General features: G+C 58.5%; 22 protein-coding genes and 1 tRNA gene. 12 read left to right on the top strand and 11 right to left on the bottom strand.

The features are described from left to right. Positions 1-5 precede the first annotated feature (5 nt). The gene (gene mfd, locus V6P94_RS10415; RefSeq protein ID WP_133077829.1) at positions 6-3,455 is read right to left on the bottom strand and encodes a transcription-repair coupling factor; all 3,450 of its coding nucleotides are present in this window, start codon (positions 3,453-3,455) and stop codon (positions 6-8) included. Between the two features lie 286 nt (positions 3,456-3,741). Here mfd and V6P94_RS10420 point away from each other — a divergent pair, with 286 nt between their 5' ends. Next, positions 3,742-5,205: a glyceraldehyde-3-phosphate dehydrogenase gene (locus V6P94_RS10420; protein ID WP_133077828.1), complete on the top strand. Its 1,464-nt coding sequence runs from the start codon at positions 3,742-3,744 to the stop codon at positions 5,203-5,205. A gap of 160 nt (positions 5,206-5,365) precedes the next feature. Here the strand turns inward: V6P94_RS10420 and V6P94_RS10425 are convergent, their stop codons facing one another. Both V6P94_RS10425 and V6P94_RS10430 read right to left on the bottom strand, forming a co-directional pair. Next, a complete protein-coding gene (locus V6P94_RS10425; protein WP_219262485.1) occupies positions 5,366-6,655 on the bottom strand; it encodes an MFS transporter in 1,290 nt (429 codons plus the stop codon). 155 nt (positions 6,656-6,810) lie between these two features. After that, positions 6,811-7,374: a chalcone isomerase family protein gene (locus V6P94_RS10430; protein WP_326398291.1), complete on the bottom strand. Its 564-nt coding sequence runs from the start codon at positions 7,372-7,374 to the stop codon at positions 6,811-6,813. Between the two features lie 322 nt (positions 7,375-7,696). On the opposite strand from V6P94_RS10430, the gene sthA reads away from it, so the two are divergent. Then, positions 7,697-9,091 (top strand): Si-specific NAD(P)(+) transhydrogenase, encoded by a 1,395-nt coding sequence (sthA, locus tag V6P94_RS10435; RefSeq protein WP_219262483.1) that lies wholly within the window; start codon positions 7,697-7,699, stop codon positions 9,089-9,091. Between the two features lie 42 nt (positions 9,092-9,133). Here sthA and V6P94_RS10440 read toward each other — a convergent pair whose 3' ends face one another. Further along, positions 9,134-9,856 carry a glycerophosphodiester phosphodiesterase gene (locus V6P94_RS10440; RefSeq protein WP_133077824.1) on the bottom strand — a complete coding sequence of 241 codons (723 nt, stop codon included), beginning with the start codon at positions 9,854-9,856 and terminating at the stop codon, positions 9,134-9,136. Positions 9,857-9,892: 36 nt separating this feature from the next. Continuing rightward, complete coding sequence (locus tag V6P94_RS10445; protein ID WP_133077823.1) at positions 9,893-10,477, bottom strand: PilZ domain-containing protein; 585 nt, start codon at positions 10,475-10,477, stop codon at positions 9,893-9,895. 94 nt (positions 10,478-10,571) lie between these two features. Between V6P94_RS10445 and V6P94_RS10450 the strand changes: the two genes are divergently transcribed. From V6P94_RS10450 to V6P94_RS10460, 3 genes are all read left to right on the top strand, one after another. After that, complete coding sequence (locus V6P94_RS10450) at positions 10,572-11,822, top strand: lipoprotein-releasing ABC transporter permease subunit (protein ID WP_133077822.1); 1,251 nt, start codon at positions 10,572-10,574, stop codon at positions 11,820-11,822. 7 nt (positions 11,823-11,829) lie between these two features. Next, positions 11,830-12,513: a lipoprotein-releasing ABC transporter ATP-binding protein LolD gene (gene lolD / locus V6P94_RS10455; protein ID WP_219262480.1), complete on the top strand. Its 684-nt coding sequence runs from the start codon at positions 11,830-11,832 to the stop codon at positions 12,511-12,513. A 63-nt stretch (positions 12,514-12,576) separates the two neighbouring features. After that, a complete protein-coding gene (locus V6P94_RS10460; protein WP_133077820.1) occupies positions 12,577-13,821 on the top strand; it encodes a lipoprotein-releasing ABC transporter permease subunit in 1,245 nt (414 codons plus the stop codon). Positions 13,822-13,924: 103 nt separating this feature from the next. Here V6P94_RS10460 and V6P94_RS10465 read toward each other — a convergent pair whose 3' ends face one another. Together V6P94_RS10465 and V6P94_RS10470 are read right to left on the bottom strand one after the other, a co-directional pair. Further along, complete coding sequence (locus V6P94_RS10465) at positions 13,925-15,274, bottom strand: heavy metal sensor histidine kinase (RefSeq protein ID WP_338649310.1); 1,350 nt, start codon at positions 15,272-15,274, stop codon at positions 13,925-13,927. Beyond that, on the bottom strand, positions 15,274-15,954 hold the full coding sequence (locus tag V6P94_RS10470) for a heavy metal response regulator transcription factor (protein ID WP_326398289.1): 681 nt from the start codon (positions 15,952-15,954) through the stop codon (positions 15,274-15,276). The genes V6P94_RS10465 and V6P94_RS10470 overlap by 1 nt, the downstream gene beginning before the upstream one ends. 154 nt (positions 15,955-16,108) lie before the next feature. On the opposite strand from V6P94_RS10470, the gene V6P94_RS10475 reads away from it, so the two are divergent. Both V6P94_RS10475 and queF read left to right on the top strand, forming a co-directional pair. Beyond that, the gene (locus tag V6P94_RS10475) at positions 16,109-16,645 is read left to right on the top strand and encodes a cupredoxin family protein (protein WP_326398288.1); all 537 of its coding nucleotides are present in this window, start codon (positions 16,109-16,111) and stop codon (positions 16,643-16,645) included. An 81-nt stretch (positions 16,646-16,726) separates the two neighbouring features. Continuing rightward, a complete protein-coding gene (gene queF / locus V6P94_RS10480; RefSeq protein ID WP_219262476.1) occupies positions 16,727-17,557 on the top strand; it encodes an NADPH-dependent 7-cyano-7-deazaguanine reductase QueF in 831 nt (276 codons plus the stop codon). Positions 17,558-17,666: 109 nt separating this feature from the next. Here the strand turns inward: queF and V6P94_RS10485 are convergent, their stop codons facing one another. Then, positions 17,667-18,140: a peroxiredoxin gene (locus V6P94_RS10485; RefSeq protein ID WP_133077815.1), complete on the bottom strand. Its 474-nt coding sequence runs from the start codon at positions 18,138-18,140 to the stop codon at positions 17,667-17,669. Positions 18,141-18,153: 13 nt separating this feature from the next. Continuing rightward, positions 18,154-18,714 carry a glycine cleavage system protein R gene (locus V6P94_RS10490; RefSeq protein WP_133077814.1) on the bottom strand — a complete coding sequence of 187 codons (561 nt, stop codon included), beginning with the start codon at positions 18,712-18,714 and terminating at the stop codon, positions 18,154-18,156. A gap of 326 nt (positions 18,715-19,040) precedes the next feature. Here V6P94_RS10490 and dapA point away from each other — a divergent pair, with 326 nt between their 5' ends. The 5 genes from dapA to V6P94_RS10515 all read left to right on the top strand — a co-directional run bounded on the left by dapA (position 19,041) and on the right by V6P94_RS10515 (position 22,738). Beyond that, positions 19,041-19,919, top strand: a complete 879-nt coding sequence (gene dapA, locus V6P94_RS10495) for a 4-hydroxy-tetrahydrodipicolinate synthase (RefSeq protein WP_326398287.1) — start codon at positions 19,041-19,043, stop codon at positions 19,917-19,919. A gap of 17 nt (positions 19,920-19,936) precedes the next feature. Continuing rightward, the gene (gene bamC, locus V6P94_RS10500) at positions 19,937-21,052 is read left to right on the top strand and encodes an outer membrane protein assembly factor BamC (RefSeq protein ID WP_133077812.1); all 1,116 of its coding nucleotides are present in this window, start codon (positions 19,937-19,939) and stop codon (positions 21,050-21,052) included. A 4-nt stretch (positions 21,053-21,056) separates the two neighbouring features. Further along, a complete protein-coding gene (locus V6P94_RS10505) occupies positions 21,057-21,815 on the top strand; it encodes an MBL fold metallo-hydrolase (RefSeq protein WP_133077811.1) in 759 nt (252 codons plus the stop codon). Between the two features lie 28 nt (positions 21,816-21,843). Then, the gene (gene purC, locus V6P94_RS10510) at positions 21,844-22,557 is read left to right on the top strand and encodes a phosphoribosylaminoimidazolesuccinocarboxamide synthase (protein ID WP_019410660.1); all 714 of its coding nucleotides are present in this window, start codon (positions 21,844-21,846) and stop codon (positions 22,555-22,557) included. Between the two features lie 91 nt (positions 22,558-22,648). Continuing rightward, positions 22,649-22,738: transfer RNA gene (locus V6P94_RS10515), tRNA-Ser, on the top strand. Between the two features lie 247 nt (positions 22,739-22,985). Here V6P94_RS10515 and V6P94_RS10520 read toward each other — a convergent pair. Both V6P94_RS10520 and V6P94_RS10525 read right to left on the bottom strand, forming a co-directional pair. Next, the gene (locus V6P94_RS10520) at positions 22,986-23,423 is read right to left on the bottom strand and encodes a hypothetical protein (protein ID WP_133077810.1); all 438 of its coding nucleotides are present in this window, start codon (positions 23,421-23,423) and stop codon (positions 22,986-22,988) included. 426 nt (positions 23,424-23,849) lie between these two features. Continuing rightward, complete coding sequence (locus tag V6P94_RS10525) at positions 23,850-24,230, bottom strand: hypothetical protein (protein ID WP_219262474.1); 381 nt, start codon at positions 24,228-24,230, stop codon at positions 23,850-23,852. Positions 24,231-24,247 lie beyond the last annotated feature (17 nt).

The following is a 24,247-nucleotide window of genomic DNA, read 5'->3' on the forward strand; positions in this document are numbered from 1 at the left end:
TTCATTTAGGAAGACTTCGGCGTCAGGCGCTCAAACAGCGCCTCGATGGTATTGAAGCGTTCTTCCGGGCGCTCCATGGGCACCATGAACTTGAACAGGGTTGCGCCTTCGAATTTGTAGCGGTTGGGTTGGCCCTGGATCAGTTTGATCAGCACCATCGGGTCAACCGGTGTGTCCGCTGCAAATTCGATTCGCCCGCCTTGTGGGCCGGCATCGACCTTTTTGATTCCCAGCTGCTCGGCCTGCAATTTGAGCAGGGTGATGCGTACCAGGTTCTTGGTCGGTTCCGGAAGCAGGCCAAAGCGGTCGATCATCTCGACCTGCAAGTCCTTGAGGCCTTCTTCGTCGGCGGCCGAGGCAATGCGCTTGTAGAGAATCAGTCGAGTGTGCACATCGGGCAGGTAGGCCTCGGGAATCAGCGCGGGCACCCGCAGGTTGATTTCCGGCCCGCCGCCCAGTGGCTGGTCGAGGTTGGGCTGCTCGCCCTTGCGGATCGACTTGACCGCCCGTTCGAGCATTTCCATGTACAGGGTAAAACCGACGGCCTGGATCTGGCCGCTTTGGCCATCGCCCAGCAGCTCGCCTGCGCCACGGATCTCAAGGTCGTTGGTGGCCAGCACAAAACCGGCCCCCAGATCCTGGGTGTTGGCGATGGCTTCCAGGCGCTTTTGCGCATCCCCGGTGATTTGCTGGCGCGGGGGGGTCAGCAGGTAGGCGTAAGCCTGGTGGTGACTTCGCCCCACGCGACCGCGCAACTGGTGCAGTTGTGCCAGGCCGAATTTGTCGGCGCGCTCGATGATGATGGTGTTGGCGCTCGGCACGTCGATGCCGGTCTCGATGATGGTCGAGGCGATCAGCACGTTGAAGCGCTTGTGGTAGAAGTCGCTCATCACCTGTTCGAGTTCGCGTTCGCGCATCTGCCCGTGGCCGATGCCGATCCGCGCCTCGGGTACCAGCTCTGCCAGTTCGGCGGCGCATTTTTCGATGGTTTTGACATCGTTGTGCAGGTAGTAAACCTGGCCGCCGCGCAGCAACTCGCGCAGCAGTGCTTCTTTGACCGTGCTTTTGTTCTGCTCCATGACAAAGGTGCGCACCGACAACCGGCGTGCCGGTGGCGTGGCGATGATCGACAGGTCGCGCATGCCCGACACCGCCATGTTCAGCGTGCGCGGGATGGGTGTTGCGGTGAGGGTCAGAATATCGACTTCACTGCGCAGGGCCTTGAGCTGTTCTTTCTGGCGAACCCCGAAGCGGTGTTCTTCGTCGATGATCACCAGGCCCAGGTTTTTGATTTTGACGTCGTCCTGCAGCAGCTTGTGGGTGCCGATCACGATGTCGATCTTGCCTTCGGCCAGGTCGGCCACTGCCTGGTTGATCTCTTTGGCCGACTTGAAGCGGCTCATCACCTCAACGGTTACCGGCCAGTCGGCAAAACGGTCGCGGAAGCTGTTGTAGTGCTGTTGGGCGAGCAGGGTGGTGGGGACCAGAATGGCGACCTGACGACCACCATGCACGGCAATGAAGGCCGCACGCATGGCCACTTCGGTTTTGCCGAAGCCCACGTCGCCACACACCAGGCGGTCCATCGGCTTGGGCGACAGCATGTCGGCGCGCACGGCTTCGATTGTGGTTTGCTGGTCCGGTGTTTCTTCAAACGGGAAGCCGGCACTGAAGGTGGCGTAATCGGCTTTAGGGTCCGCAAACGCATAGCCTTCACGGGCAGCTCTGCGGGCATAAATGTCGAGCAGTTCGGCAGCCACGTCACGCACTTGCTCGGCAGCTTTGCGCTTGGCTTTTTGCCAGGTTTCCGAACCCAGGCGGTGCAACGGCGCCAGTTCATCATCGCTGCCGGTGTAGCGGGCGATCAGGTGCAGGTTGGCCACCGGCACGTAGAGCTTGGCGCCCTCGGCATATTCCAGGGTCAGGAATTCGGCCACCTGATTGTCCACTTCCAGCGTTGCCAGGCCCTGATAGCGACCGACACCGTGGTCAATGTGGACAACGGGTGCGCCTTCACGCAGCTCGGTGAGGTTCTTGATGACGGCATCGTTGTTGGCATCGGCGCGTTTTTCGCGACGCCTGCGCTGCATTACGCGCTGGCCGAACAACGGGCTTTCGGCAATCAGTGCCAGTGCCGGGTCGTCCAGCAGCAGGCCTTCATCCAGCGGGGCAATGGTGATTGCCAGGCGATGCTTGCTGGCGACGAAGTCCGGCCAGCTGTCGACCGTTTTTGGTCGCAGCTTCAGGCGCTCCAGCAGTTCGAGCAGCACCTCGCGCCGACCCGCCGACTCAGCGGTAAACAACACGCGGCCATCAAACTGCTCAAGAAACCCGGACAAGGCAGCCAGTGGCTGATTGGCCTTGGCTTCAATCGCGAGATTGGGCAGCGGTTGGGCCGGGAACCGTTCACGGCTGCTGCCGGTGTCCAGGTCATCCTGGCTTGCGACTACCCGTGGCCAGCTTTTGAGGCGGGCGAAGCAGTCTTCAACCGGCAAAAACAGCTCGGCAGGCGGCAGCAAAGGACGCGACGGGTCGATGCGGCGTTCTTCGTAGCGGTTGCGCACGTCAGACCAGAAATTCTCGGCCGCCTGCTCAATGCCTGGCAGCGAGAACACTTGCGTGTCGGCCGGCAGATAATCGAACAGGGTTGAGGTTTCATCGAAAAACAGTGGCAGGTAGTACTCGATACCCGCAGGTGTAATCCCGCTGGTCAGATCCTGAAAGATCGGGCATCGACGGAAGTCGACATCAAAGCGTTCACGGAAGCGGGCCTTGAAGCGGGTCACGGCGTCTTTTTGCAGCGGGAACTCGCGAGCGGGCAGCAGCCTTACCGACTCGACCTTGTCTATCGAGCGCTGGTTCTCCGGGTCGAAGGTGCGCAGGGTCTCGATTTCGTCGTCGAACAGGTCGATCCGGTACGGCAGCTTGCTGCCCATCGGGAACAGGTCGATCAGGGCGCCTCGCACTGCAAATTCACCATGTTCATACACGGTGTCAACGCAGCGATAACCACTGGCCTCAAGCCGGGTACGCATCTGTTCCACGTCCAGCTTCTGGCCGATATCCAGCACCAGGCTGCTGCCGAGCAAGAACTTGGTCGGCGCAAGGCGATGTAGGGCGGTGGTAATCGGCACTACCAAAACCCCATGACTCAGCTCCGGCAGCCGGTACAGGCTGGCGATACGCTGGGAGATGATGTCCTGGTGCGGAGAAAAGAGATCGTAGGGCAGGGTTTCCCAGTCGGGAAAATGCAGCACCGGCAACTCGGGCGCGAAAAACCTCAGCTCTTGCTCAAGGCGTTCTGCACTTTGGCTGTCGGCGGTCAGGAGCAGGGTGAAGCGCTTGGCGGCGCTGGCGGCCTCGGCAATCGCAAGGCTCAGGGCGGCACCGGGCAAGTTGCTCCAGTGCTGTTTACCTGCCGTAGCAGGGAGTTTCGGTAGACGCAGGACGGGCACGGAAGGTTGAGCTCCAAGCGTTGCGGCAAAGTCTGCAATTGTAACGGGCCAAGGGGCAGGCTGTCAGTTGCAGTCTTTGAACGGCGTTGAATTCAGCGTGAGTTATCGAACATGGGGGTGTCAGAGGGGCTGCTCAAGGGCTGCAGGCCCATAAAAATGCCGGTGTTATAAAAATATTCGCCTATATTTACGGGAGCTTAATCGTTTCAGTAACGGCGTATGACAGGCGTGCATTGCCCCTGAATGGGCGCGGCGGCATAATGTAGCCCCTTTTTTCAGCCCCTACATGTGGAAGGTTCCCGTGACTCAGAAGCCCGACCAGTGTCTTGGTGAATGGATCGACCGTGAAGCACTCGCAGAAGCGATGATTCCGCTTATCGGTCAGCTATACCGCAATAACAATGTGGTTAGCTCGATCTATGGCCGCAGCCTGATCAACCGTTCAGTCATTGCGATTCTCAAAGCTCACCGCTTTGCTCGCCATCGTCAGTCCGATGATATCGAATTGTCCGTGCACGAAACTTTCCCTCTGCTCAAGGCAATGAGCGAGCTCAAGCTCGGCGCTGCCTCGGTAGACCTGGGCAAGCTGGCCGTCAAGTTCAAGGCCGAAGGCAATGGCCGCACGGCTGAGCAATTTGTACGCGAAGAGCTGGCCGATGTAGTGGGTCAGCAAAACGCCTCTGCACGCAAAGGTACTGACGTTGTTCTGTACGGCTTCGGTCGTATCGGCCGTCTGCTGGCGCGCATCCTGATCGAGAAAACCGGTGGTGGCGACGGTCTGCGTCTGCGTGCCATCGTTGTGCGCAAAGGCGCCGACAACGATCTGGTCAAGCGTGCAAGCCTGCTGCGTCGTGACTCGGTACATGGCCCGTTTGATGGCACCATCGTTGTCGATGAAGTCAACAACACCATCACTGCCAACGGCAACCTGATCCAGGTGATCTACGCGAAGAACCCTACCGAGGTGGATTACACCCAGTACGGCATCAAGAACGCCCTGCTGGTGGACAACACCGGTGTTTGGCGTGACGCAGACGGCCTGGGCCAGCACTTGCAGTGCCCTGGTATCGACCGCGTTGTCCTGACCGCTCCGGGCAAGGGCAAGCTGAAGAACATCGTTCACGGCATCAACCACGGCGAAATCACTGCTGACGACAAGATCGTTTCGGCGGCATCCTGCACCACCAACGCCATCGTGCCGGTGCTCAAGGCTGTCAACGACAAGTTCGGCATCGTCAACGGTCACGTTGAAACGGTTCACTCGTACACCAACGACCAGAACCTGATCGACAACTTCCACAAGGGCGATCGCCGTGGTCGCAGCGCCGCGCTGAACATGGTTATCACCGAGACGGGTGCTGCTACCGCTGCTGCCAAGGCTTTGCCTGAGCTGGCCGGCAAGCTGACCGGTAACGCGATCCGCGTTCCGACGCCAAACGTTTCGATGGCCATTCTCAACCTGAACCTTGAGAAACCGGCTACCCGTGAAGAAATGAACGAGTACCTGCGCCACATGGCGTTGCACTCCGATCTGCACAAGCAAATCGACTACGTGAGCTCGCAGGAAGTGGTTTCCACTGACTTCGTGGGTTCGCGTCACGCCGGTGTAGTGGATGCTGAAGCCACTATCTGCAATGACAACCGCGTTGTGCTGTACGTTTGGTACGACAACGAATTCGGTTACAGCTGCCAGGTAGTACGCGTGATGGAAGACATGGCCGGGGTTAACCCGCCAGCGTTCCCACGCTAAGCAAGCGCCGCAACTGAAAACGCCCCGACTGGTTCGGGGCGTTTTTGTGTGTGCTGCAAAAACCATGTAGTCGCTGCCGCAGGCTGCGAAGGGTTGCGGAGCAACCCGTTTTCTTCAACGCACCGCAGCCCCAAACGCAGCCTGCGGCAGCGACTACAGGTCAGGCATTGGTCGGTACCGCTGTGCGCAACTGGTGCTTGTCGCCGCGGAACAACACCACGGTCGCGATCAGCCCCAGCACTGCTGCGCCGGTCAGCCACAGGCCGGGAGCGGCCTTGTTGTCCAGTACGTGGATCAGGTAAGTGCAGGCCGCCGGGGTAAAGCCGCCGAAGGTCGCAGTCGCCAGGCTGTAAGCCAGTGAAAATCCGGTGGTGCGCACTTCAATCGGCATGATTTCGGTCAGGGCAACCACCATTGCACCGTTGTACGAGCCATACAGGAAGGACAACCACAGCTCGACAATCAGCAGGTGGCTGAAGCTCGGGTTGGCCACCAGCCATGACAGCGCCGGATAGGCCGTCAGGATCGCGAGAAGGGTTGCGCCCAGCAGCAGCGGCTTGCGCCCAATCTTGTCTGACAGCGCGCCCATGACCGGTAGCCAGAAGAAGTTCGACAGGCCAATGCACACCGTCACCAGCAAGGCTTCAAGGTCGGTGAGGTGCAGCTCTGCCTTGCCGAATGTCGGGGTGTAGGCGGTGATCAGATAGAACGACACGGTCGTCATGACCACCAGTGCCATGCCACCCAGTACCAGGCCAAAATTCAGCCTGATAGAGCGCATGATTTCCCCCAGGGTAGGGTGATGTTTGCGGGCTTCGAACTCGGGGGTTTCTTCCATTGAGCGTCGAATGACAAAGATCACCGGGACGATCATGCACCCCAGCAGGAACGGGATGCGCCAGCCCCATTCACCCATTTCTTCGGGGCTCAGCCAGTGGTTGAGGCCAACCCCGAGCAAGCCGGCAAATACCACCGCAGCCTGCTGGCTTGCAGATTGCCAGCTGACGAAGAAGCCTTTGCGCCCTGGAGTGGCGATTTCAGCCAGGTACACCGACACCCCGCCCAGTTCCACGCCAGCCGAAAAGCCTTGCAGCAAGCGACCGAGCAATACCAGCAGAGGAGCCGCCACACCTAGGGTGGCGTAGCCCGGCACGCAGGCAATCAGCACCGTGCCCATCGCCATCAGTGCGAGGGTAATGATCAGCCCTTTGCGGCGGCCATGACGGTCGATGTAGGCGCCGAGGAAAATCGCACCCAGTGGGCGCATGAGGAAGCCCGCACCGAAGGTCGCCAGGGCGAGCATCAGAGAGGCAAAGGCGCTATCGCTTGGAAAGAAGGTTTTGGCAATGGCCGTGGCGTAAAAGCCAAAGACCATGAAGTCGAACATCTCTAGGAAGTTACCGCTGACAACGCGAAAAATCGCCTTGCCTTTGCCCGTACTGGAGGCCATCAGAAATCACCCGCTTTTATCTGTTTTTATGCGCAATCCGTGTTTTTACTCGTCCTCACTGCAAGATCAAGGCGTACGCCATTGTGCAAAACAGTTTTGTAACCATATGTGTATCAGAAATTGTAGGCAACATTTGTTGTCGCTACACGGGCGGGCTAGGGCTGTTGCGCCAATAAAGCCAGGCGGAGTTTGTCGGGCAAACCTTGAGGTGCGAGCCAGATTCCCAGATAGACCTTGGCCAGTTCCTGATTCTGGCTATTGAAAATAACGGCGCCATTACGCTCGACGTTCAGACCGCGTTGGGGGTTGTAGTCCAGAGCATAGCGATCGCCGCGCTTGATGTTGCCGAAGCTGGCTTGCAGTTTTTTTAACGGGGCGTCGAGGCTGGCCAGGGTGGTGGCGGGGTGTTGGCGTTTCAGGATGGTGGCAGACGCCTGGGTGATATCGCTGTGATCCAGATCCCGCAGATAGAACAACTCGAGACGCAAGTCGCGTTGTTCGTTAAACGCCTGCTCAGGGCTGATGCCGGGAGGGGTGAACAGGGCGGCGGCATAGATGTCGGCCCAGAGATAGGTCAGTACGATCTGGCCTTTACGTACCATTGGTGTTGTGTTGGCTTGTGCCAGGGCGGGGAAGTTGGCTTCCTTAAATCGTGCAGCCTCGTCTGCCGGGCTGGCGGCGCTATGGAGCAGCAACAATACGATCAATAACTTGCGCATGATGGATGTGCTCTGATCGATGGGTTTGATCGCCGGGCTGTAGTCGCTGCCGAAGGCTGCGAGGGGTTCAGTGGCGTTTCCAGGAATACGGGTTGCTGCGCAACCCTTCGCAGCCTACGGCAGCGACTACATCGGAGAGTGAAGCTCAATCGCCGATGTAGTGAATACAAAAATAGCCAACGACCAGACCAAGGGTTAATGTTCGCGGCGTTCAGGCTTCTATAGACTGTGCCCCACGTTTTGATCCTTCATGGCGCTGGCCGCGACATGATTTAGCCGCAGGTGCCCACAGGGGTGCCACGGCCTGTTCTGAGGAGTACGCATGGCTGTCTACAACTACGACGTAGTGGTACTGGGTTCCGGCCCGGCAGGAGAAGGTGCGGCAATGAACGCCGCAAAAGCAGGGCGCAAGGTAGCGATGGTCGACAGTCGGCGTCAGGTCGGCGGCAACTGCACGCACTTGGGCACTATCCCGTCCAAAGCCCTGCGTCACTCGGTTCGCCAGATCATGCAGTTCAACACCAATCCGATGTTTCGGGCCATTGGCGAACCGCGCTGGTTCTCGTTTCCGGACGTACTGAAAAGCGCCGAAAAAGTCATCTCCAAGCAGGTCGCCTCGCGCACCGGCTACTACGCCCGCAATCGCGTAGACCTGTTCTTCGGCACCGGCAGCTTCACCGACGAGCAAACCATCGAAGTGGTCTGCGCCAATGGCGTAGTCGAAACCCTGATGGCCAAGCAAATCATCGTTGCCACCGGCTCGCGTCCTTATCGCCCGGCCGATATCGATTTCAGCCACTCCCGTATCTACGATAGCGACACCATCCTGAGCCTGGGCCACACCCCGCGTAAGCTGATTGTTTACGGTGCTGGCGTGATCGGGTGTGAATACGCGTCGATCTTCAGCGGCCTGGGTGTGTTGGTCGAACTGGTGGATAACCGCGAACAACTGCTGAGCTTCCTCGACTCCGAGATCTCGCAGGCGTTGAGCTACCACTTCAGCAACAACAACATCACCGTACGCCACAACGAAGAGTACGAGCGGGTTGAAGGCGTTGAAAACGGCGTGATCCTGCACCTCAAGTCGGGCAAGAAGATCAAGGCCGATGCCTTGCTCTGGTGTAATGGCCGTACTGGCAACACCGACCAGCTTGGGCTGGAAAACATTGGCATCAAGGCCAATGGTCGTGGCCAGATCACTGTTGATGAAAACTACCGCACCACCGTGCCGAACATCTATGCCGCAGGCGATGTGATCGGCTGGCCAAGCCTGGCCAGTGCCGCCCATGACCAGGGGCGCTCGGCAGCGGGCAGTATCGTCGATAACGGCAGCTGGCGCTTCGTCAATGATGTGCCGACCGGTATCTACACCATTCCCGAGATCAGCTCGATCGGCAAGAACGAGCAAGAGCTGACCCAGGCCAAGGTGCCGTACGAAGTGGGCAAGGCGTTCTTCAAGAGCATGGCGCGGGCGCAGATTGCCGGTGAGCCTCAGGGCATGCTGAAAATCCTGTTCCACCGTGAAACCCTGGAAGTGCTGGGTGTTCACTGCTTCGGCTATCAGGCGTCAGAGATCGTGCATATCGGTCAGGCGATCATGAACCAGCCGGGTGAACTCAATACCCTGAAGTACTTTGTGAACACCACGTTCAACTACCCGACCATGGCTGAAGCCTATCGGGTAGCGGCTTACGATGGCCTTAACCGGCTTTTTTAAGCGGCTCCGGCCGGTGGCCTGAGCCGGCCGGGGAGACCGATTTCAGCCATTCCCGAGGGTGGCAGTGGCCAAACCGGGAAAGTCTGTAATCAGGCTATCTACGCCGAAGTCGGCGAGCCTGCGCATCAGCGCAGGTTCGTTGACTGTCCACACCGACACATGCAAGCCCTGGCGCTGCGCTTTTTCAAGGCGTTCAGGCGTACAGAGTGTCCAGTTGAGTGCCAGCATCTCGCAGCCATAACTCTGGGCGACCTTGATCGGGTCGAGCCAGGCGTATTCGGCTACCAGTCCCCGTGACAGGTCCGGGGTCAATTCCAGCGCAGCCTTGAGCACTTCGCGCGAACTTGAAGTGACGGTGACTTTGTCCATCACGCCGTGACGTACCGCCATTTCTCGAATCGCCAGCACGGTCGTTGCTGCGCGGGTGCGCGATGCGCTTTTGACTTCCAGTTGCCAGTGTTCGAAATCGCACTTTTCAAACAGTTCTTCAAGGCGCGGGATCGGGCAGGGGTGCATCCAGCCCGGGCCGCCCTTGCGTGCGTCATAAGTCACCAGGTCGGCAGCGGTATGTTCGATCACCTTGCCGCGTCGGTCGGTGGTGCGCTTGAGAGTGGGGTCGTGGATAACCATCAACTCGCCATCTTTGGACAAGTGCAGGTCGAGTTCACAACGACGCACGCCATGCTTGAGGCATTGCTCAAAGCTGGCAAGCGTGTTTTCCGGTGCTTCGCCCTTGGCGCCGCGATGGCCATAAATCAGAGTCACAATTGCTCCTTGTAAAGAGTGCTCGGGGCCCGGTGGTTACTCGGGCGCGGATTCGTTTTGTTCGCGGGCCAGGCGGCGTGCCTGAGCCTGTTTTTGCAAAATGTAGCGCGCCAGCAGCTGGCGTTGGGTATCGGTGATGGATTCAAATTCGGCGATGATCGTGAAGCGGTCATCCTGCGCCAGGCACTCGATGACGCGGGCGCGCAACAACAAGCCCAGGGCTTGTGGCATCAGTACCAGCTTGAGCGAAAGGTGGCTGCCCGCCAGGCAGGCCTGGGGATGATGAAACTCGATACCGCCCTCGGACAGTTTTACCGGCTGCAGTTCACCGATCTTGCCCAGTACGGTTTGCGCGACAATCTGGCTGAGCAGCTCGACGCGTTTGTTCAGGGTCTTGAGGTAGCTGGAAAGCGTGCGGTCACGTTCGCTGATCTGGCGCAGCAAGTGTTGGGACTCGAATTCGCTCAGGTGTAATTCACTGAGCAAATTGAACAATGGCGACGCATCCTGCAACACTTCACCGCTCGCGGCTTCGAGGGCCGACAGCGGGGTTATTTCCAGTGCGATCATATCCTCGATACGGTAGTATTCGCGGCGATCTGCGTCATTTAATGTCGACATGGCGAACCCGTGATGGCAGCTGTGGTCTGAGTGTAAAGCTGCTTATCAGGCCCCGCCACAAGGACGTCTTCTTTTCCCTCGAACAAGCCCCGACATGTTCAGACCTCTCTCTTTATTTATCGGCACGCGTTATACCCGTGCAAAGCGCCGCAATCATTTTGTGTCGTTCATTTCTCTGACTTCAATGATCGGACTCGCCCTCGGCGTGGTTGTGATGATTGTGGTGTTATCGGTGATGAACGGTTTCGATCATGAGATGCGCACCCGCGTGCTGGGCATGGTGCCCCACGCGACCATCGTCGGCGATCAACCGATCAGCGACTGGCAAAGCCTGGCCGCCAGGGTCAAGCAAAACCCCAAAGTGGAGGCCGTGGCGCCATTCACCCAGATGCAGGGTTTGCTGACCAATGACGGCAATGTGCAGAAGGTACTGCTCAATGCCATCGACCCGGCGCAGGAGCGCAATGTCTCGATCATCGATCAATTCATGCAGCAGGGGCAGCTCGACTCGCTGACCCCCGGCAGCTTCGGCATCATCATTGGCGACAAGGCCGCGAAAAAACTCGGTGTGGCCGTCGGCGACAAGCTGACGTTTGTCGCGCCGGAAGTCACGGTGACGCCGGCCGGGATGTTCCCGCGCATGAAGCGATTCACTGTGCAGGGCATTTTTCATGTCGGCGCCGGTGAGATCGACGGCTACCTGGGTATTACCAACTTGCAGGACCTGGCGCGCCTGCAGCGCTGGAAACCTGACCAGGTGCAAGGCCTGCGGCTGAAGTTCGATGATCTGTTCGAGGCGCCACGTACCGCGTGGGAAATCGCCCAGCAGTTGGGTGAAAGCCAGTATTACGCCCGTGACTGGACCCGTACCCACGGCAATCTGTACCAGGCCATCCGCATGGAAAAAGCCATGATCGGCCTGCTGTTGCTGCTGATTGTGGCCGTGGCCGCGTTCAACATCATTTCCACGCTGGTGATGGTGGTCAATGACAAGAAAGGCGATATCGCGATCCTGCGTACCCTGGGTGCGACCCCGGGCACGATCATGGCGACCTTTATGGTGCAAGGCACTGTTATCGGCGTGGTCGGGACCGCGATCGGTGCGGTGGTCGGCATGTTTGCGGCGCTCAATGTCAGCGCCGCAATCTCTGCACTCGAAGACCTGATCGGGCACAAGTTTCTCAATGCCGACGTGTATTTCATCGACTACCTGCCTTCGCAATTGCAGGCGCAGGACGTATTGATGGTGTGCGGTGCGGCATTGGTTCTGAGTTTCCTCGCGACCTTGTACCCGGCCTGGCGTGCTGCGCGCACCCAGCCTGCGCAGGCGCTTCGTTATGAGTGAGTTGGGCATGAAAGATCAAGCAGTGTTGAGTTGCCGCGACCTGGGCAAGTCCTACGAGGAAGGCCCTGAGTCGGTGGTGGTGCTGTCGGGCCTGCAGCTTGAGCTGCACCCCGGTGAGCGGGTGGCGATCGTCGGTACTTCGGGTTCGGGCAAAAGTACGTTGCTCAATATGCTCGGCGGCCTCGATACCCCGACCACCGGCAGCGTCTGGCTGGCCGGTGAAGAGCTGTCGGCGCTGGGCGAAAAGGCCCGCGGCCTGTTGCGCAATCGTTCGTTGGGTTTCGTTTATCAGTTCCACCACTTGTTGCCCGAGTTCACCGCACTGGAAAACGTCTGCATGCCATTGTTGATCGGCAAGACGGCGATCCCCGAGGCGCGCGAACGTGCGACAGCACTGTTGACCCGTGTTGGCCTGGGTCATCGACTGGAGCACAAGCCGTCGGAACTGTCGGGTGGCGAGCGTCAGCGTGTGGCGATTGCCCGCGCACTGGTCAACAAGCCGGGACTGGTGATGCTCGATGAGCCTACGGGCAACCTTGACTCCCACACCGCCCAGGGTATCCAGGACCTGATGCTGGAACTCAGCACTTCGATGCGCACTGCGTTCCTGGTGGTGACTCACGACATGAATCTGGCCCGCCAGATGGACCGCGTGTTGCATCTGCAGGACGGTCGTCTGACCCCGATCTGATCGGCCAGAACCCGACGTCTGCAAACGGGCGTCGGGTCTTCAATTTTTATACGGTGCCCGCGAATGTTCAGACCGTTATCGATTTTTATCGGCACGCGCTATACCCGCGCCAAGCGCCGCAATCGTTTTGTTTCGTTTATCTCCATGACCTCGATGATCGGCCTCGCCCTGGGCGTGCTGGCGATGATCGTGGTGTTGTCGGTGATGAACGGTTTTCAGCGCGAAATGAGTAACCGCATCCTGGGTATGGTGCCCCACGCGACCATCGTTGGCGTAAAGCCGATCGATGACTGGCGCCCGGTGGCCGATGCCGCGATGAAGAACCCCGAGGTCACGGCAGCCGTGCCGTTTACCGAGCTGGACGGCATGCTGTCCTTCAAGGGTTCGATGCAGCCGATCCAGATCAGCGGTATCGATCCGGCGCAGGAAGGCAAAGTCTCGATCGTGACCCAGAACATCGTGCAGGGCAGTCTTGAAGACTTGAAGCCCGGTGAGTTTGGCGTGGTGCTGGGTGACATTACCGCACGGCGCTTTCGTCTGGCGGTCGGGGACAAGATCACTTTGATCGTGCCCGAGGCCAGTACCGCACCGGGCGGGATTACCCCGCGTTTGCAGCGCCTGAATGTGGTGGGCATCTTCAAGGTCGGTGCCGAGCTGGATGGCACCATGGGCCTGATCCATAGGGAAGATGCTGCCGCCATTCAACACTGGGAACCCAATCAGGTGCAAAGCGTGCGTCTGGCGGTCAAGGACCTGTACGCGGCGCCGCAGGTTTCACAGCAGGTCGCAACCGGCCTGGGCGCGGCCTACAAGGCAGATGACTGGACCCACACCCAGGGCAGTCTGTTCAGTGCCATGAAAATGGAAAAAACCATGATCGGCCTGTTGCTGCTGATGATCGTTGCCGTTGCCGCGTTCAACATCATTGCCACGCTGATCATGGTGGTGAATGACAAGGGGGCGGATATCGCGATCCTGCGCACCATCGGTGCCACGCCGCGGCAGATCATGGCCATCTTCATGGTTCAGGGCACGGTGATCGGTATTGTCGGCACCTTGATTGGCGGTGTGCTGGGGGTGATCGCGGCGTTGAATGTCAGCGAACTGGTGGGCTGGATGGAGCGGGTGTCCGGGCAGCACATCTTCAGTTCCGATGTGTACTTCGTCAGCAACTTGCCATCAGAGTTGCAAGGCGGCGATGTGGCATTGATCTGCGGTGCGGGCTTTGTGCTGAGCTTTCTGGCCACGCTTTATCCTGCGTACCGGGCGGCGAAAATCCAGCCGGCCCACGCGTTGCGTTATTCCTGACAGGTAGGAGCGGGCTTGCTCGCGATGGCATCGACGCGGTGTGGCTTAAACACCGCACCGTTTGCATCGCGAGCGAGCCCGCTCCCGCAGTTGAATAAACCGGTCAGACCGGCAACTCAATCACAAACCGCGTTAGCCCCTCCTGCGACTCACACTTGATCTGCCCGCCATGGGCGCGAATGATCGATTGGGTGATCGCCAGCCCCAACCCTGCATGTTCGCTACTGCCTTCGCGGCGGGCAGGGTCTGCCCGATAAAACCGGTCAAACAGGCGCGGCAGCAGTTCTGCAGGAATCCCCGGACCAGTGTTCTCAATGCGGATGAGCACACTGCCCGGCAAAGCCTCAATCAGCACCTTGATCGCACCGCCACCCGGCGTGTAGCGCAGGGCGTTATCCAGCAGGTTGGAGAGGGCGCGGCGCAGCATGCTGCGGTCGCCTGCAAAGTGCGCACTGCCTTGGCGTGTCAGTTCGATCTGCGAGTCCTCGGCCAGTAGCGCGTAAAACTCCAGCAACGCATCGACTTCCCTGCCAAGGTCCAGCGGTTCGCGGCGCGGTGTGAGCAAACCATGATCGGCCTTGGCCAGGTACAGCATGTCGTTGACCAGCTGCGCCATCCATTGCAGTTCTTCAAGGTTGCTGTGCAGGGTCTCGCGATACTCTTCGATGTCTCTTGGGCGAGTCAGGGTGACTTGGGTGTGGGTCAGGAGGTTGGACAGTGGTGTGCGCAGTTCATGCGCAATATCGGCGGAGAAGGCCGACAGTCGCTGAAAAGAATCGTCCAGGCGCTCCAGCATGGCGTTAAAGGCCGTTGCCAGGTCTGCCAGCTCGGCAGGCATTTGTTCCTGGGGCAGGCGGGCGTTGAGTGAGTCCGCCGAAACACTGGCTGCAATCGCGCTCATGCGACGCAAGGGCCGCAGGCCGCTACGGGCCGCCCAGGCGCCCAGGATCGCCGTGGCCAGCGCCGAGAGGCCGACGGTCATCCAGATCAAGCGTTGCATGCGCTGCAGGAAGTGCTGGTGGTGGGTGATGTCCAGTAACAGCGTCAGATGCGGCGTGTTGGGGGTGTTGTCCTGCGGCACCAGTACGCGGTAGTCGGTGCCATTGATTTGCAGGCTACCCAGCCCTGGTTGCGTCGAAAGTTCTAGGGGTAGCCGCGGCGAACTGTCAAACCACAGATGCCCGTCCTGACCGCGGACCCGTACTGCAAGATCCGGCTGGTGGGCCAGGTCCTGTAGCATTGCCGGCAGGCGCAGGGTGAAACGTTCCAGGGTGTCCGCCCCTTGCAGGGTGCTGCGTAAGACCGCGAGACGGCTTTCCATCAGTTGCTGGTCGAGCTCGACGAAATGCACTTCACTGGCCCGTCCGAACAGCACCCCGGCAAACAGCGACACCACCGCGGTACAGCCCGCAAACAGCAGTGCCAGGCGAGTGCTCAGTGACAGGTTGCGCATCAACTGCTGCGCTCTTCGAGTACGTAGCCCATGCCGCGTACGGTGTGGATCAGCTTTTGCTCATGGTTGTCGTCGATTTTCAGGCGCAGGCGGCGAATCGCGACTTCGATGACGTTGGTGTCACTGTCAAAGTTCATGTCCCACACCTGCGAAGCAATCAATGACTTGGGCAGGACTTCACCCTGACGACGCAGCAGCAACTCCAGCAGGGAAAACTCCTTGGCGGTGAGGTCAATGCGTTGGCCGTTGCGTTCTGCGCGGCGGCGGGTCAGGTCCAGGCGCAGGTCGGCCAGCTGCAGGCTGGTTTCCTGGGTGGCGTTGTTGCCCCGGCGCAGCAGGCTGCGCACCCGTGCCAGCAATTCGGAAAATGCAAACGGCTTGACCAGGTAATCGTCGGCCCCCAGCTCCAGACCGTGGACTCGGTCTTCGACCGCATCCCGTGCAGTCAAAAACAACACCGGCAAGCTTAGTCCTGCGCTGCGCACCGCTTGCAGGATTTGCCAGCCATCGCGGCCCGGCAGCATGACGTCGAGAATCAGCAGCGAGTAATCGCCGGTCAATGCCAGGTGTTGTCCGGTAATGCCATCGGCGGCCAGTTCCGTGGTGAACCCGGCCTCGCTCAAGCCCTGGCGTAAGTACTGTCCGGTTTTGACCTGGTCTTCGACAATCAGCAGTTTCATGGTCGACTCATCGTAAAAATTAACCTCGGTCTTATACCTTGGTGCTGGTGATGCAGGTTCAAGCTGACAAATTTGTAATCTTACGGTCAGTTGAATGCCAGTACCGGGATTTTAAAGTGGCGCAAAGCCTCACCTTTGGTTTCTGGGAGTAAGTATGACTGTACGTATCCGTTTGTCGCTCGCGGGCTGTTTGCTGGCCCTGAGCTTGCCTGTCATGGCGTCGCCTGCGGGGCACTCTGATTTTGGCCAGCCTGCGCCCGCCGCCAGTGCGACGCGCACGGTGGAGATCGACATGACCGATATGGCTTTCACACCCAAGTCCTTGGACGTGAAAGCCGGTGAGACCGTACGTTTTGTGCTGGTCAACAAAGGGCAGTTGCTCCATGAATTCAACCTGGGCAATGCGGCGATGCATGCGGCGCACCAGAAAGAAATGCTCGAAATGCAGCAGAGCGGCATGCTCACGCAGACGGGCATGGGACATGGGGGCATGGATCACTCATCCATGGGGCACGGTTCGAAGGAGATGCCCGGCATGAAGCATGATGACCCCAACAGCGTGCTGGTCGAGCCGGGTAAAACCGCCGAGCTGACCTGGACCTTCACCCGGGGCGATAACCTGGAATTCGCCTGCAACGTGCCCGGTCACTACCAGGCTGGCATGGTCGGCAAGGTCAACGTAGCGCCTTAAAACACCCTGATCGTCAGTGAACGCTGAAAGCCTGGCTCAAACCCGATAGAATTACCGGGTTTTTCTAGCCAGGTTTTTGTCATGCATCCCGCCGCCGAACATTCCCCGCTGGGCAAGTCCAGTGAATACATCAGCACCTACACCCCGTCCTTGCTGTTCCCGATCCCGCGTGCGGCGAAATGGGCAGAGCTGGGGCTGAGCGCCGAAACGCTGCCTTATGTCGGGGTGGATTTCTGGACCTGCTTCGAGCTGTCGTGGCTGTTGCCATCGGGCAAGCCGGTTGTCGCCATTGGCGAGTTCTGCTTTGCCGCCGATTCACCGAATATCGTCGAGTCCAAGTCGTTCAAGCTGTACTTGAACTCCCTGAACCAGAGCGTTTTTGCGGATACGCCGAGCCTTGAAGCCACATTGCAGGCAGATTTGTCCGCAGCATCCGGCAAGCCTGTCAGCGTGCGCGTACGTAGCTTGAATGATGTCCAGGCCGATGGCGTAGGCGTTTTGCCGGGTATCTGCATTGATGACCTGGATATCTCGGTCAGCGATTACGAACAGCCCCGTCCTGAGTTGCTCCAGTGCGATGGCTCACAGGTCGTGGAAGAAAGCGTTTACAGCCACTTGCTCAAATCCAACTGCCCGGTTACCAGTCAGCCTGACTGGGGCACTGTCGTGGTGCAATACCGTGGCGCGGCGCTGGATCACGCCAGTTTGCTGGCGTATCTGGTGAGCTTTCGCCAGCACTCGGACTTCCACGAGCAATGTGTGGAGCGGATCTTTCTCGACTTGCAGCGTTTGCTCAAACCCGAGAAGTTGACCGTGTATGCGCGCTATGTGCGTCGTGGCGGGCTGGATATCAACCCGTACCGCAGCACCGAAGCGGTCGAGTTCCAGAATGTGCGGTTGGTGCGTCAGTAATACGCTGTGACTCATGTGGGAGCGGGCTTGCTCGCGACAGGTCTATGCGGTTTGCCTGACAAGCCGCGTCGCCTGAATCGCGAGCAAGCCCGCTCCCACAGAGTTTTGCTTAGCCGTTATTCAGCGCCTTGGCCTGCTCAAGTACCGCCTCGACATGCCCCGGCACTTTCACGCCGCGCCACTCGTGGCGCAGCACGCCGTCCTTGTCGATCAGGAATGTGCTGCGATCAACGCCCATGTACTCTTTGCCGTACAGTTTTTTCAGCTTGATCACATCAAACAGCTGACACAGGGCTTCGTCCTTGTCGCTCAGCAACTCAAACGGAAAACCTTGCTTGGCCTTGAAGTTCTCGTGGGACTTGAGGCTGTCGCGGGACACACCGAACACTTCGGTGTTGGCCGCCTGAAACTCGGCGTAATGGTCACGAAAACCCTGGCCCTCGGTGGTGCAGCCCGGCGTGCTGTCCTTGGGATAGAAGTAAATCACCACCTGCTTGCCTTTGAGCCCCGCCAAAGTGACGGTCTGCTCGCTGGTTGCCGGGATCTGGAAGTCGTCTACGGGTTGGTCAATTGCAACGGCCATTGAGTCGGTTTCCTTACATCGGGTTCTGTGGGCGCCACGGTTCGATCAGTGCATCCAGGTTCAGCGCATCGGCGAAGTCCAGAAACTGATCACGCAGCCAGCTGATTTGTATGCCGGCCGGCAAGGTCACGGTGAACGTGGCATTGAGCATGGTGCCGCCGGTTTGTGGAGCCTGATAGGTGTCGCATGTCAGGTTTTCCAGCTCTACGTTGTGGTCCATGAAGAACTGGCACAGCTCGTTGATGATGTCCGAGCGGTAGGCCGAGCTCACATAGGCTACGTAGGGTAGTGCTTGCGGGCGAGTTTCAAGGGCGGCACTGCGCACAACATTGACGCTGAACGCATGTTTTTTGGCCAGCGCGGGCAGGCCGGCTTCGAGGCGCGCGAGGGCGTCCCAGCTGCCTGTTATTTCCAGGATCAGCGCACTGCATTCGCCGTGGCGAGTCAGGCGCGAGGTTACGACGGCGCAGCGATTATCATGGCTGGCGCGACACAGGACGTTAGTCAGCTCCATTGGGTTGGCGCCAAGGGCACTGATGACAAGGAATTGTTCGCGGACTGTGGGGGTGGACATGCAGCCTTCCTAAAACGATGAGCGGTCAGTACGGTCGATGGGGAGCGAGCTGAATATCAGCCGACACTTGAGCGCCGAAGCCTGCCAATACAGCGTTACAGGCGGTTTGCAGACTCTGCAAACCGCGCTCGGCGGCGTTTGGGCGGGGCTTTGGGCGCTTGCTGAAGGCCTGTGAAACAGACTTGCGCACACATCAGTACCAATCAAAGGCTGAAGGGTAGCGAAAAGCAACGCTAAGGGGAATGCTCATCGGGCGCGCTGTTGCTTGTGCAAGGGTCATGGCGCCAGTACCATTACGGCTCTCTTTTTCCGGCAGGAGCGGTTGCATGATTGCGGGCAGTATGGTGGCACTGGTCACACCCATGGATGCACAAGGTCGTCTTGATTGGGACGCTCTGAGCAAACTGGTGGACTTTCACCTGCAAGAGGGCACCAACGCCATTGTTGCCGTTGGCACCACAGGTGAATCGGCAACTCTGGATGTGAACGAACACATCGAAGTGATTCGTCACGTTGTCAAACAGGTTGCAGGACGTATTCCGGTGATTGCCGGTACGGGCGCCAACTCGACGCGTGAAGCGATCGAACTGACCGCCAATGCGAAGGCCGCTGGCGCCGACGCATGTCTGCTGGTGACTCCGTATTACAACAAGCCGACCCAGGAAGGCTTGTACCAGCATTTCAAGGCCATCGCCGAAGCGGTCGATATCCCGCAGATCCTTTACAACGTTCCGGGCCGTACCGCCTGCGACATGCTGCCGGCAACCGTTGTGCGCCTGTCGACGGTGCCGAACATCATCGGCATCAAGGAAGCCACCGGCGACCTGGCCCGCGTACCGGCCATCCTGGCAGGCGTCAGCAGCGACTTCCTGGTGTACTCCGGTGACGACGCGACCGCAGTCGAGCTGATCCTGCTCGGCGGCAAGGGCAATATCTCGGTGACCGCCAACGTTGCGCCACGAGACATGAGCGACCTGTGCGCCGCTGCGATGCGTGGCGATGCCGTCACTGCTCGCGCGCTCCACGAAAAGCTGATGCCGCTCAATAAAACCCTGTTTATCGAATCCAACCCTATCCCCGTGAAATGGGCGCTGCATGAAATGGGCTTGATGTCGGACGGTATCCGTCTGCCTCTCACCTGGCTCAGCGAGCCTTGCCACGAACCACTGCGTCAGGCAATGCGCCAGTCCGGTGTCTTGGTTTAATTGAGGAAGCACTACGCATGAAGCGATTGGCCGGACTTTCCGCACTAGCCGTGATTATTTCCAGCACCAGCGGCTGCGGTTGGCTGTGGGGTCAAGACGGGTATTTCCGTGACCGTGGCAGCGATTATCTGGAGGCGCGTCAAACCCCTCCCATGCAGTTGCCACCCGGTGTCCAGACTGACAAACGCCTGGTCCCGCTGTTGCCGATCCCTGGCAACGTGCCTGACGACAACGTCAAGGGCGAGTTTGAGGTGCCGCGTCCACAGCCATTGGCTGTAACCGCCAGTGCCAGTGACTTCAGCCTTCAAAAAAGCGGCGACAGCCGTTGGGTGATGGCGCAGCGCTCTCCGTCCGAAGTCTGGCCGGTGGCAATGCAGTTCTTCCAGGACAACGGTTTCAGCATTGACGAGCAGCGCCCGCAAACCGGCGAATTCACAACCACCTGGCAGCGTGCTGACGAGCTTTCGGCTCCGATGGCCCGCCATGTGGGCAGCAGCGGCCTGGCCGCCGACAGCGAGACCCGCCTGCGGGTTCGCATCGAGCCGGGTGTGCAGCGCAACACCAGTGAAATCTATGTCGTCAGTGCCAACCGCCCGGCCGGCAGCACTGCCGACGTCGATTTCGCCACCCGTTCGGTCAACACCGGTCTGGATGCAGCCCTGGTTGATGAGATGCTCATCAGCATGAACCGTAACGCCGAGAAGGGCGGTTCGGTATCGTTGCTTGCAGCACGTGATTTCGACACCCCGGCGCGCGTCAGCCTGAGCGAAGACGGCAGCGGCAACCCGGTGCTGACGCTGACCGAAGACCTCGATCGCGCCTGGTCCAGTGTGGGTCGCGCGCTTGAGCAGGGCGAATGGCGCGTTGAAGACATCAACCGCACCTTGGGCCTGTACTACATCAACCTTGCCGAAAAAGCCGAGAAGAAGGACGAGAAGCCTGGTTTCTTCTCCGGTCTCTTCGGCAGCAAGCCGGACAAGGAAGAAGTTGAAGCCCGTGCCCAGCGCTATCAGGTTCGCCTGAGCAAGGTCGGTGACAGCGTACAAGTGACTGTCGAAGAAAACATCAACACCGTTGCCTCGCCAGAAGTGGCGCGCAAAGTGTTGGGCGTTATCCAAGACAACCTGGGTTGATTGCATGCGCTTTGCCGTTCTCGGCAGTGGTAGCCAAGGGAATGGCACGCTGATAACCAGCGACAACACTTATGTACTGGTCGATTGCGGTTTCTCCTTGCGAGAAACCGAGCGTCGCCTGGCCAGGTTGGGCGTCAGCGCCCACCAGCTGAGCGCGATTCTGGTAACCCACGAACATGCCGACCACGTGCATGGCGTGGGTTTGCTGTCTCGGCGCTACAATTTGCCGGTGTACATGAGTCGTGGCACTCAGCGCGGGATGCGCAAGCCCCTGGAGCCGGCCGGATACGTTGCCGGTGGCCAGACATTGCAAGTCGGGGCGTTGACTATCAGTGTGACCCTTGTGGCCCATGATGCTCAGGAACCCACCCAGTACGTGTTCAGTGACGGCAAGCGGCGGTTTGGCTTGCTGACCGACCTGGGCTCGTATTGCGCGGGGGTACTGGACAGCTACCGCAACCTGGATGCGCTGATGATCGAGGCAAACCATTGCCGCGACCTGCTTGCCCGTGGTCACTACCCTGCTTTTCTCAAGCAGCGGGTAGGGGGCCAGGAAGGACATTTGAACAACCATCAGGCTGCAAGCCTGGTGGCCGAGTTGGGCTGGCAAGATCTGCAACACCTTGTACTGGCACACCTCAGCAGCAAGAACAACCTGCCGCAGCTGGCCCGGCAATGTTTTGTCGACACCCTAGGGTGCGACCCGGACTGGCTGCAACTGGCCGATCAAGATTCAGGGCTCGACTGGCGCACAATCGCCTAGCCCACCTACTTAGCATGCGGAGCCCATCATGGAAAAACGTGAAGAACTCTATCGCGGTAAAGCGAAATCGGTTTACAAGACCGACGACGAAAACCGCTTGATCCTGCTGTTTCGCAACGACACCTCGGCGTTCGACGGCAAGCGTATTGAACAGCTTGATCGCAAAGGTATGGTGAACAACAAGTTCAACGCCTTCATCATGCAGAAACTCGAAGAAGCCGGCGTGCCGACCCAATTCGACAAACTGCTGGGTGACAACGAGTGCCTGGTTAAAAAGCTCGACATGATCCCTGTCGAGTGTGTTGTGCGTAACTACGCGGCAGGCAGCCTGGTCAAGCGCCTGGGTGTCGAAGAGGGCATGAAGCTCAACCCGTACACCTTTGAACTGTTCCTCAAGGACGACGCCAAGGGCGACCCGTTCATCAACGAATCCCACGTCGTGGCATTCGGTTGGGGCACTGCCGAGCAACTGGTTCGCATGAAAGAACTGTCGCTCAAGGTCAACGATGTACTGAACAAATTGTTCGACGACGCTGGCTTGCTGCTGGTGGACTTCAAGCTTGAATTCGGCGTATTCCATGACGGCTCCATCGTCCTGGGTGACGAATTCAGCCCGGACGGTTGCCGTCTGTGGGACAAGGCCACTGGCAAGAAAATGGACAAGGACCGCTTTCGTCAGGGTCTGGGCGACGTCATTGAAGCCTACGAAGAAGTTGCAAACCGCCTCGGCGTCCCGCTTTAAGCAGTAAAGGCGCGCAAGCAACTGATAGCACGCGGTTTTTTTGAAAAAAGGCTTTGCCATAATCAGAAACCGCGTTATGATGCGCGCCGTTGGAGAGATGCCAGAGTGGCCGAATGGGACGGATTCGAAATCCGTTGTACTGGCGACAGTACCTAGGGTTCGAATCCCTATCTCTCCGCCATTATTGAACAAGACGAAGCCCCTGAAATGGTCAAACATTTCAGGGGCTTTTTCGTTGGCGGGTATAAAGTCGGGGCCTTTTGAGGGCAAAAAGCTCAAATAACTACCTGCCAACTTTGGCTAGCGCTGCATGTGCCAATGGAAGGCGCTATTAATGAGCTATGAAGCCAAGGTCTACAACGTGATGATGGCTCTCGGCTTCCTCAACGACGCAGCTCAAGCCGCGTTTATCTCAAGCGGCGCTGAAGTCAGAGGAGCCCAACGGCAGGGGCGATGATTTTTGCACCCGTGATGAGTTCCTCGGCAAGCAACCCCTTAACGCTTTCCTTGCTGCCTTCTCTGGCAATCTCGGCTAATTGCTCGCGCAGGGAGTGGGCATGAGTCAGGCTGCGCGGGGTTGCGTTTAGAACTTCGAGGCCTTTCACAGTGAGTACGGCATCCGAGACATGGGTGTTGGAAAACAGCCCGCCGCTGATGTACCCCGCGTTGATCAGCCATCCCGTTGTCGCGATAAAAAACTCAGCCTCTTTGCTGGGCAGATCCATTTGACGCTCTTCACTCCACTCCATTGCCGGTTCAACAAAATGCTCTGCGGTCAGGTTGAAGGGCACAGGGAAGTTCAGATACAGCTCACCCAGCACCTTGCCGGTCAGCTCATTGAATTTATCGATATTGGAACCAGACATGTCACAGAACTCCGACAAAAAAGCACTCAGCGTGCAGAGAATCAAAGCTGCTGTTGAGCCATAGCGGCTCCAGCGAAATGTTGGCTAAAGCGTTCATAGATGCACTGGCGAGCAACTAAGCGGCAGGACATTCAAAAGCGAAGCCAGCCACTACTCTGGCCCATATCCCCCTTGGCGTCACCTCAACTCAAGAGAGTCCACACGTTCTTTACCCCAAGGCACCTTGACACGGTTGAAACGGCTATCGCACGCGGCGAGAAAACCGGGCGCCATGTCGACCGCGCCGTAAGATGAGCATTTAAAGTGTATGTCACCTTGAAGAGCGCGATGAGCACATCATCAATGAGCGTCTGATATTGCGGCGCACCACAGACCATTCCGGAATGGAGTCAGATGCTTTCATATGTGATCAGTGAGGCGGTTGAGTTATTTATTTAGTGGTGTCTGTTTAATTGATTCATTATCGCTGCTGATGAGTGAGATGCATTCAGCATATGCTCTCATGGCAAACAGGGGATGAACGTCAATGAAGTGCTTCTTGACGGTCGTGCAGTAGTGTTCATATTCAGCGTCCTCCAGGCAGTCATGGGTGCCCAGGCAGTAACTGATCTGTGTGTGGATATAGATAGCCTTGGCAAACCCACTGCCTCGGCTGGATATTAATTTTTTTTGTGCTGGCCTGCCCATGCAGTTGTGGTGGCGAAAGTCTTGAAACGTTTCTCCCAGTAGTTTTAAAATTCGGGGAAAATCATCGTTAACCGTAATAAATTTGTCAGAGTTGAAGCGGTCTTTGAACGTCCATGTCATGTGAGTTTTCATCCTGA

It is taken from the genome of Pseudomonas sp. ML2-2023-3 (genome assembly GCF_037055275.1).
Classification (GTDB): Bacteria; Pseudomonadota; Gammaproteobacteria; order Pseudomonadales; family Pseudomonadaceae; genus Aquipseudomonas.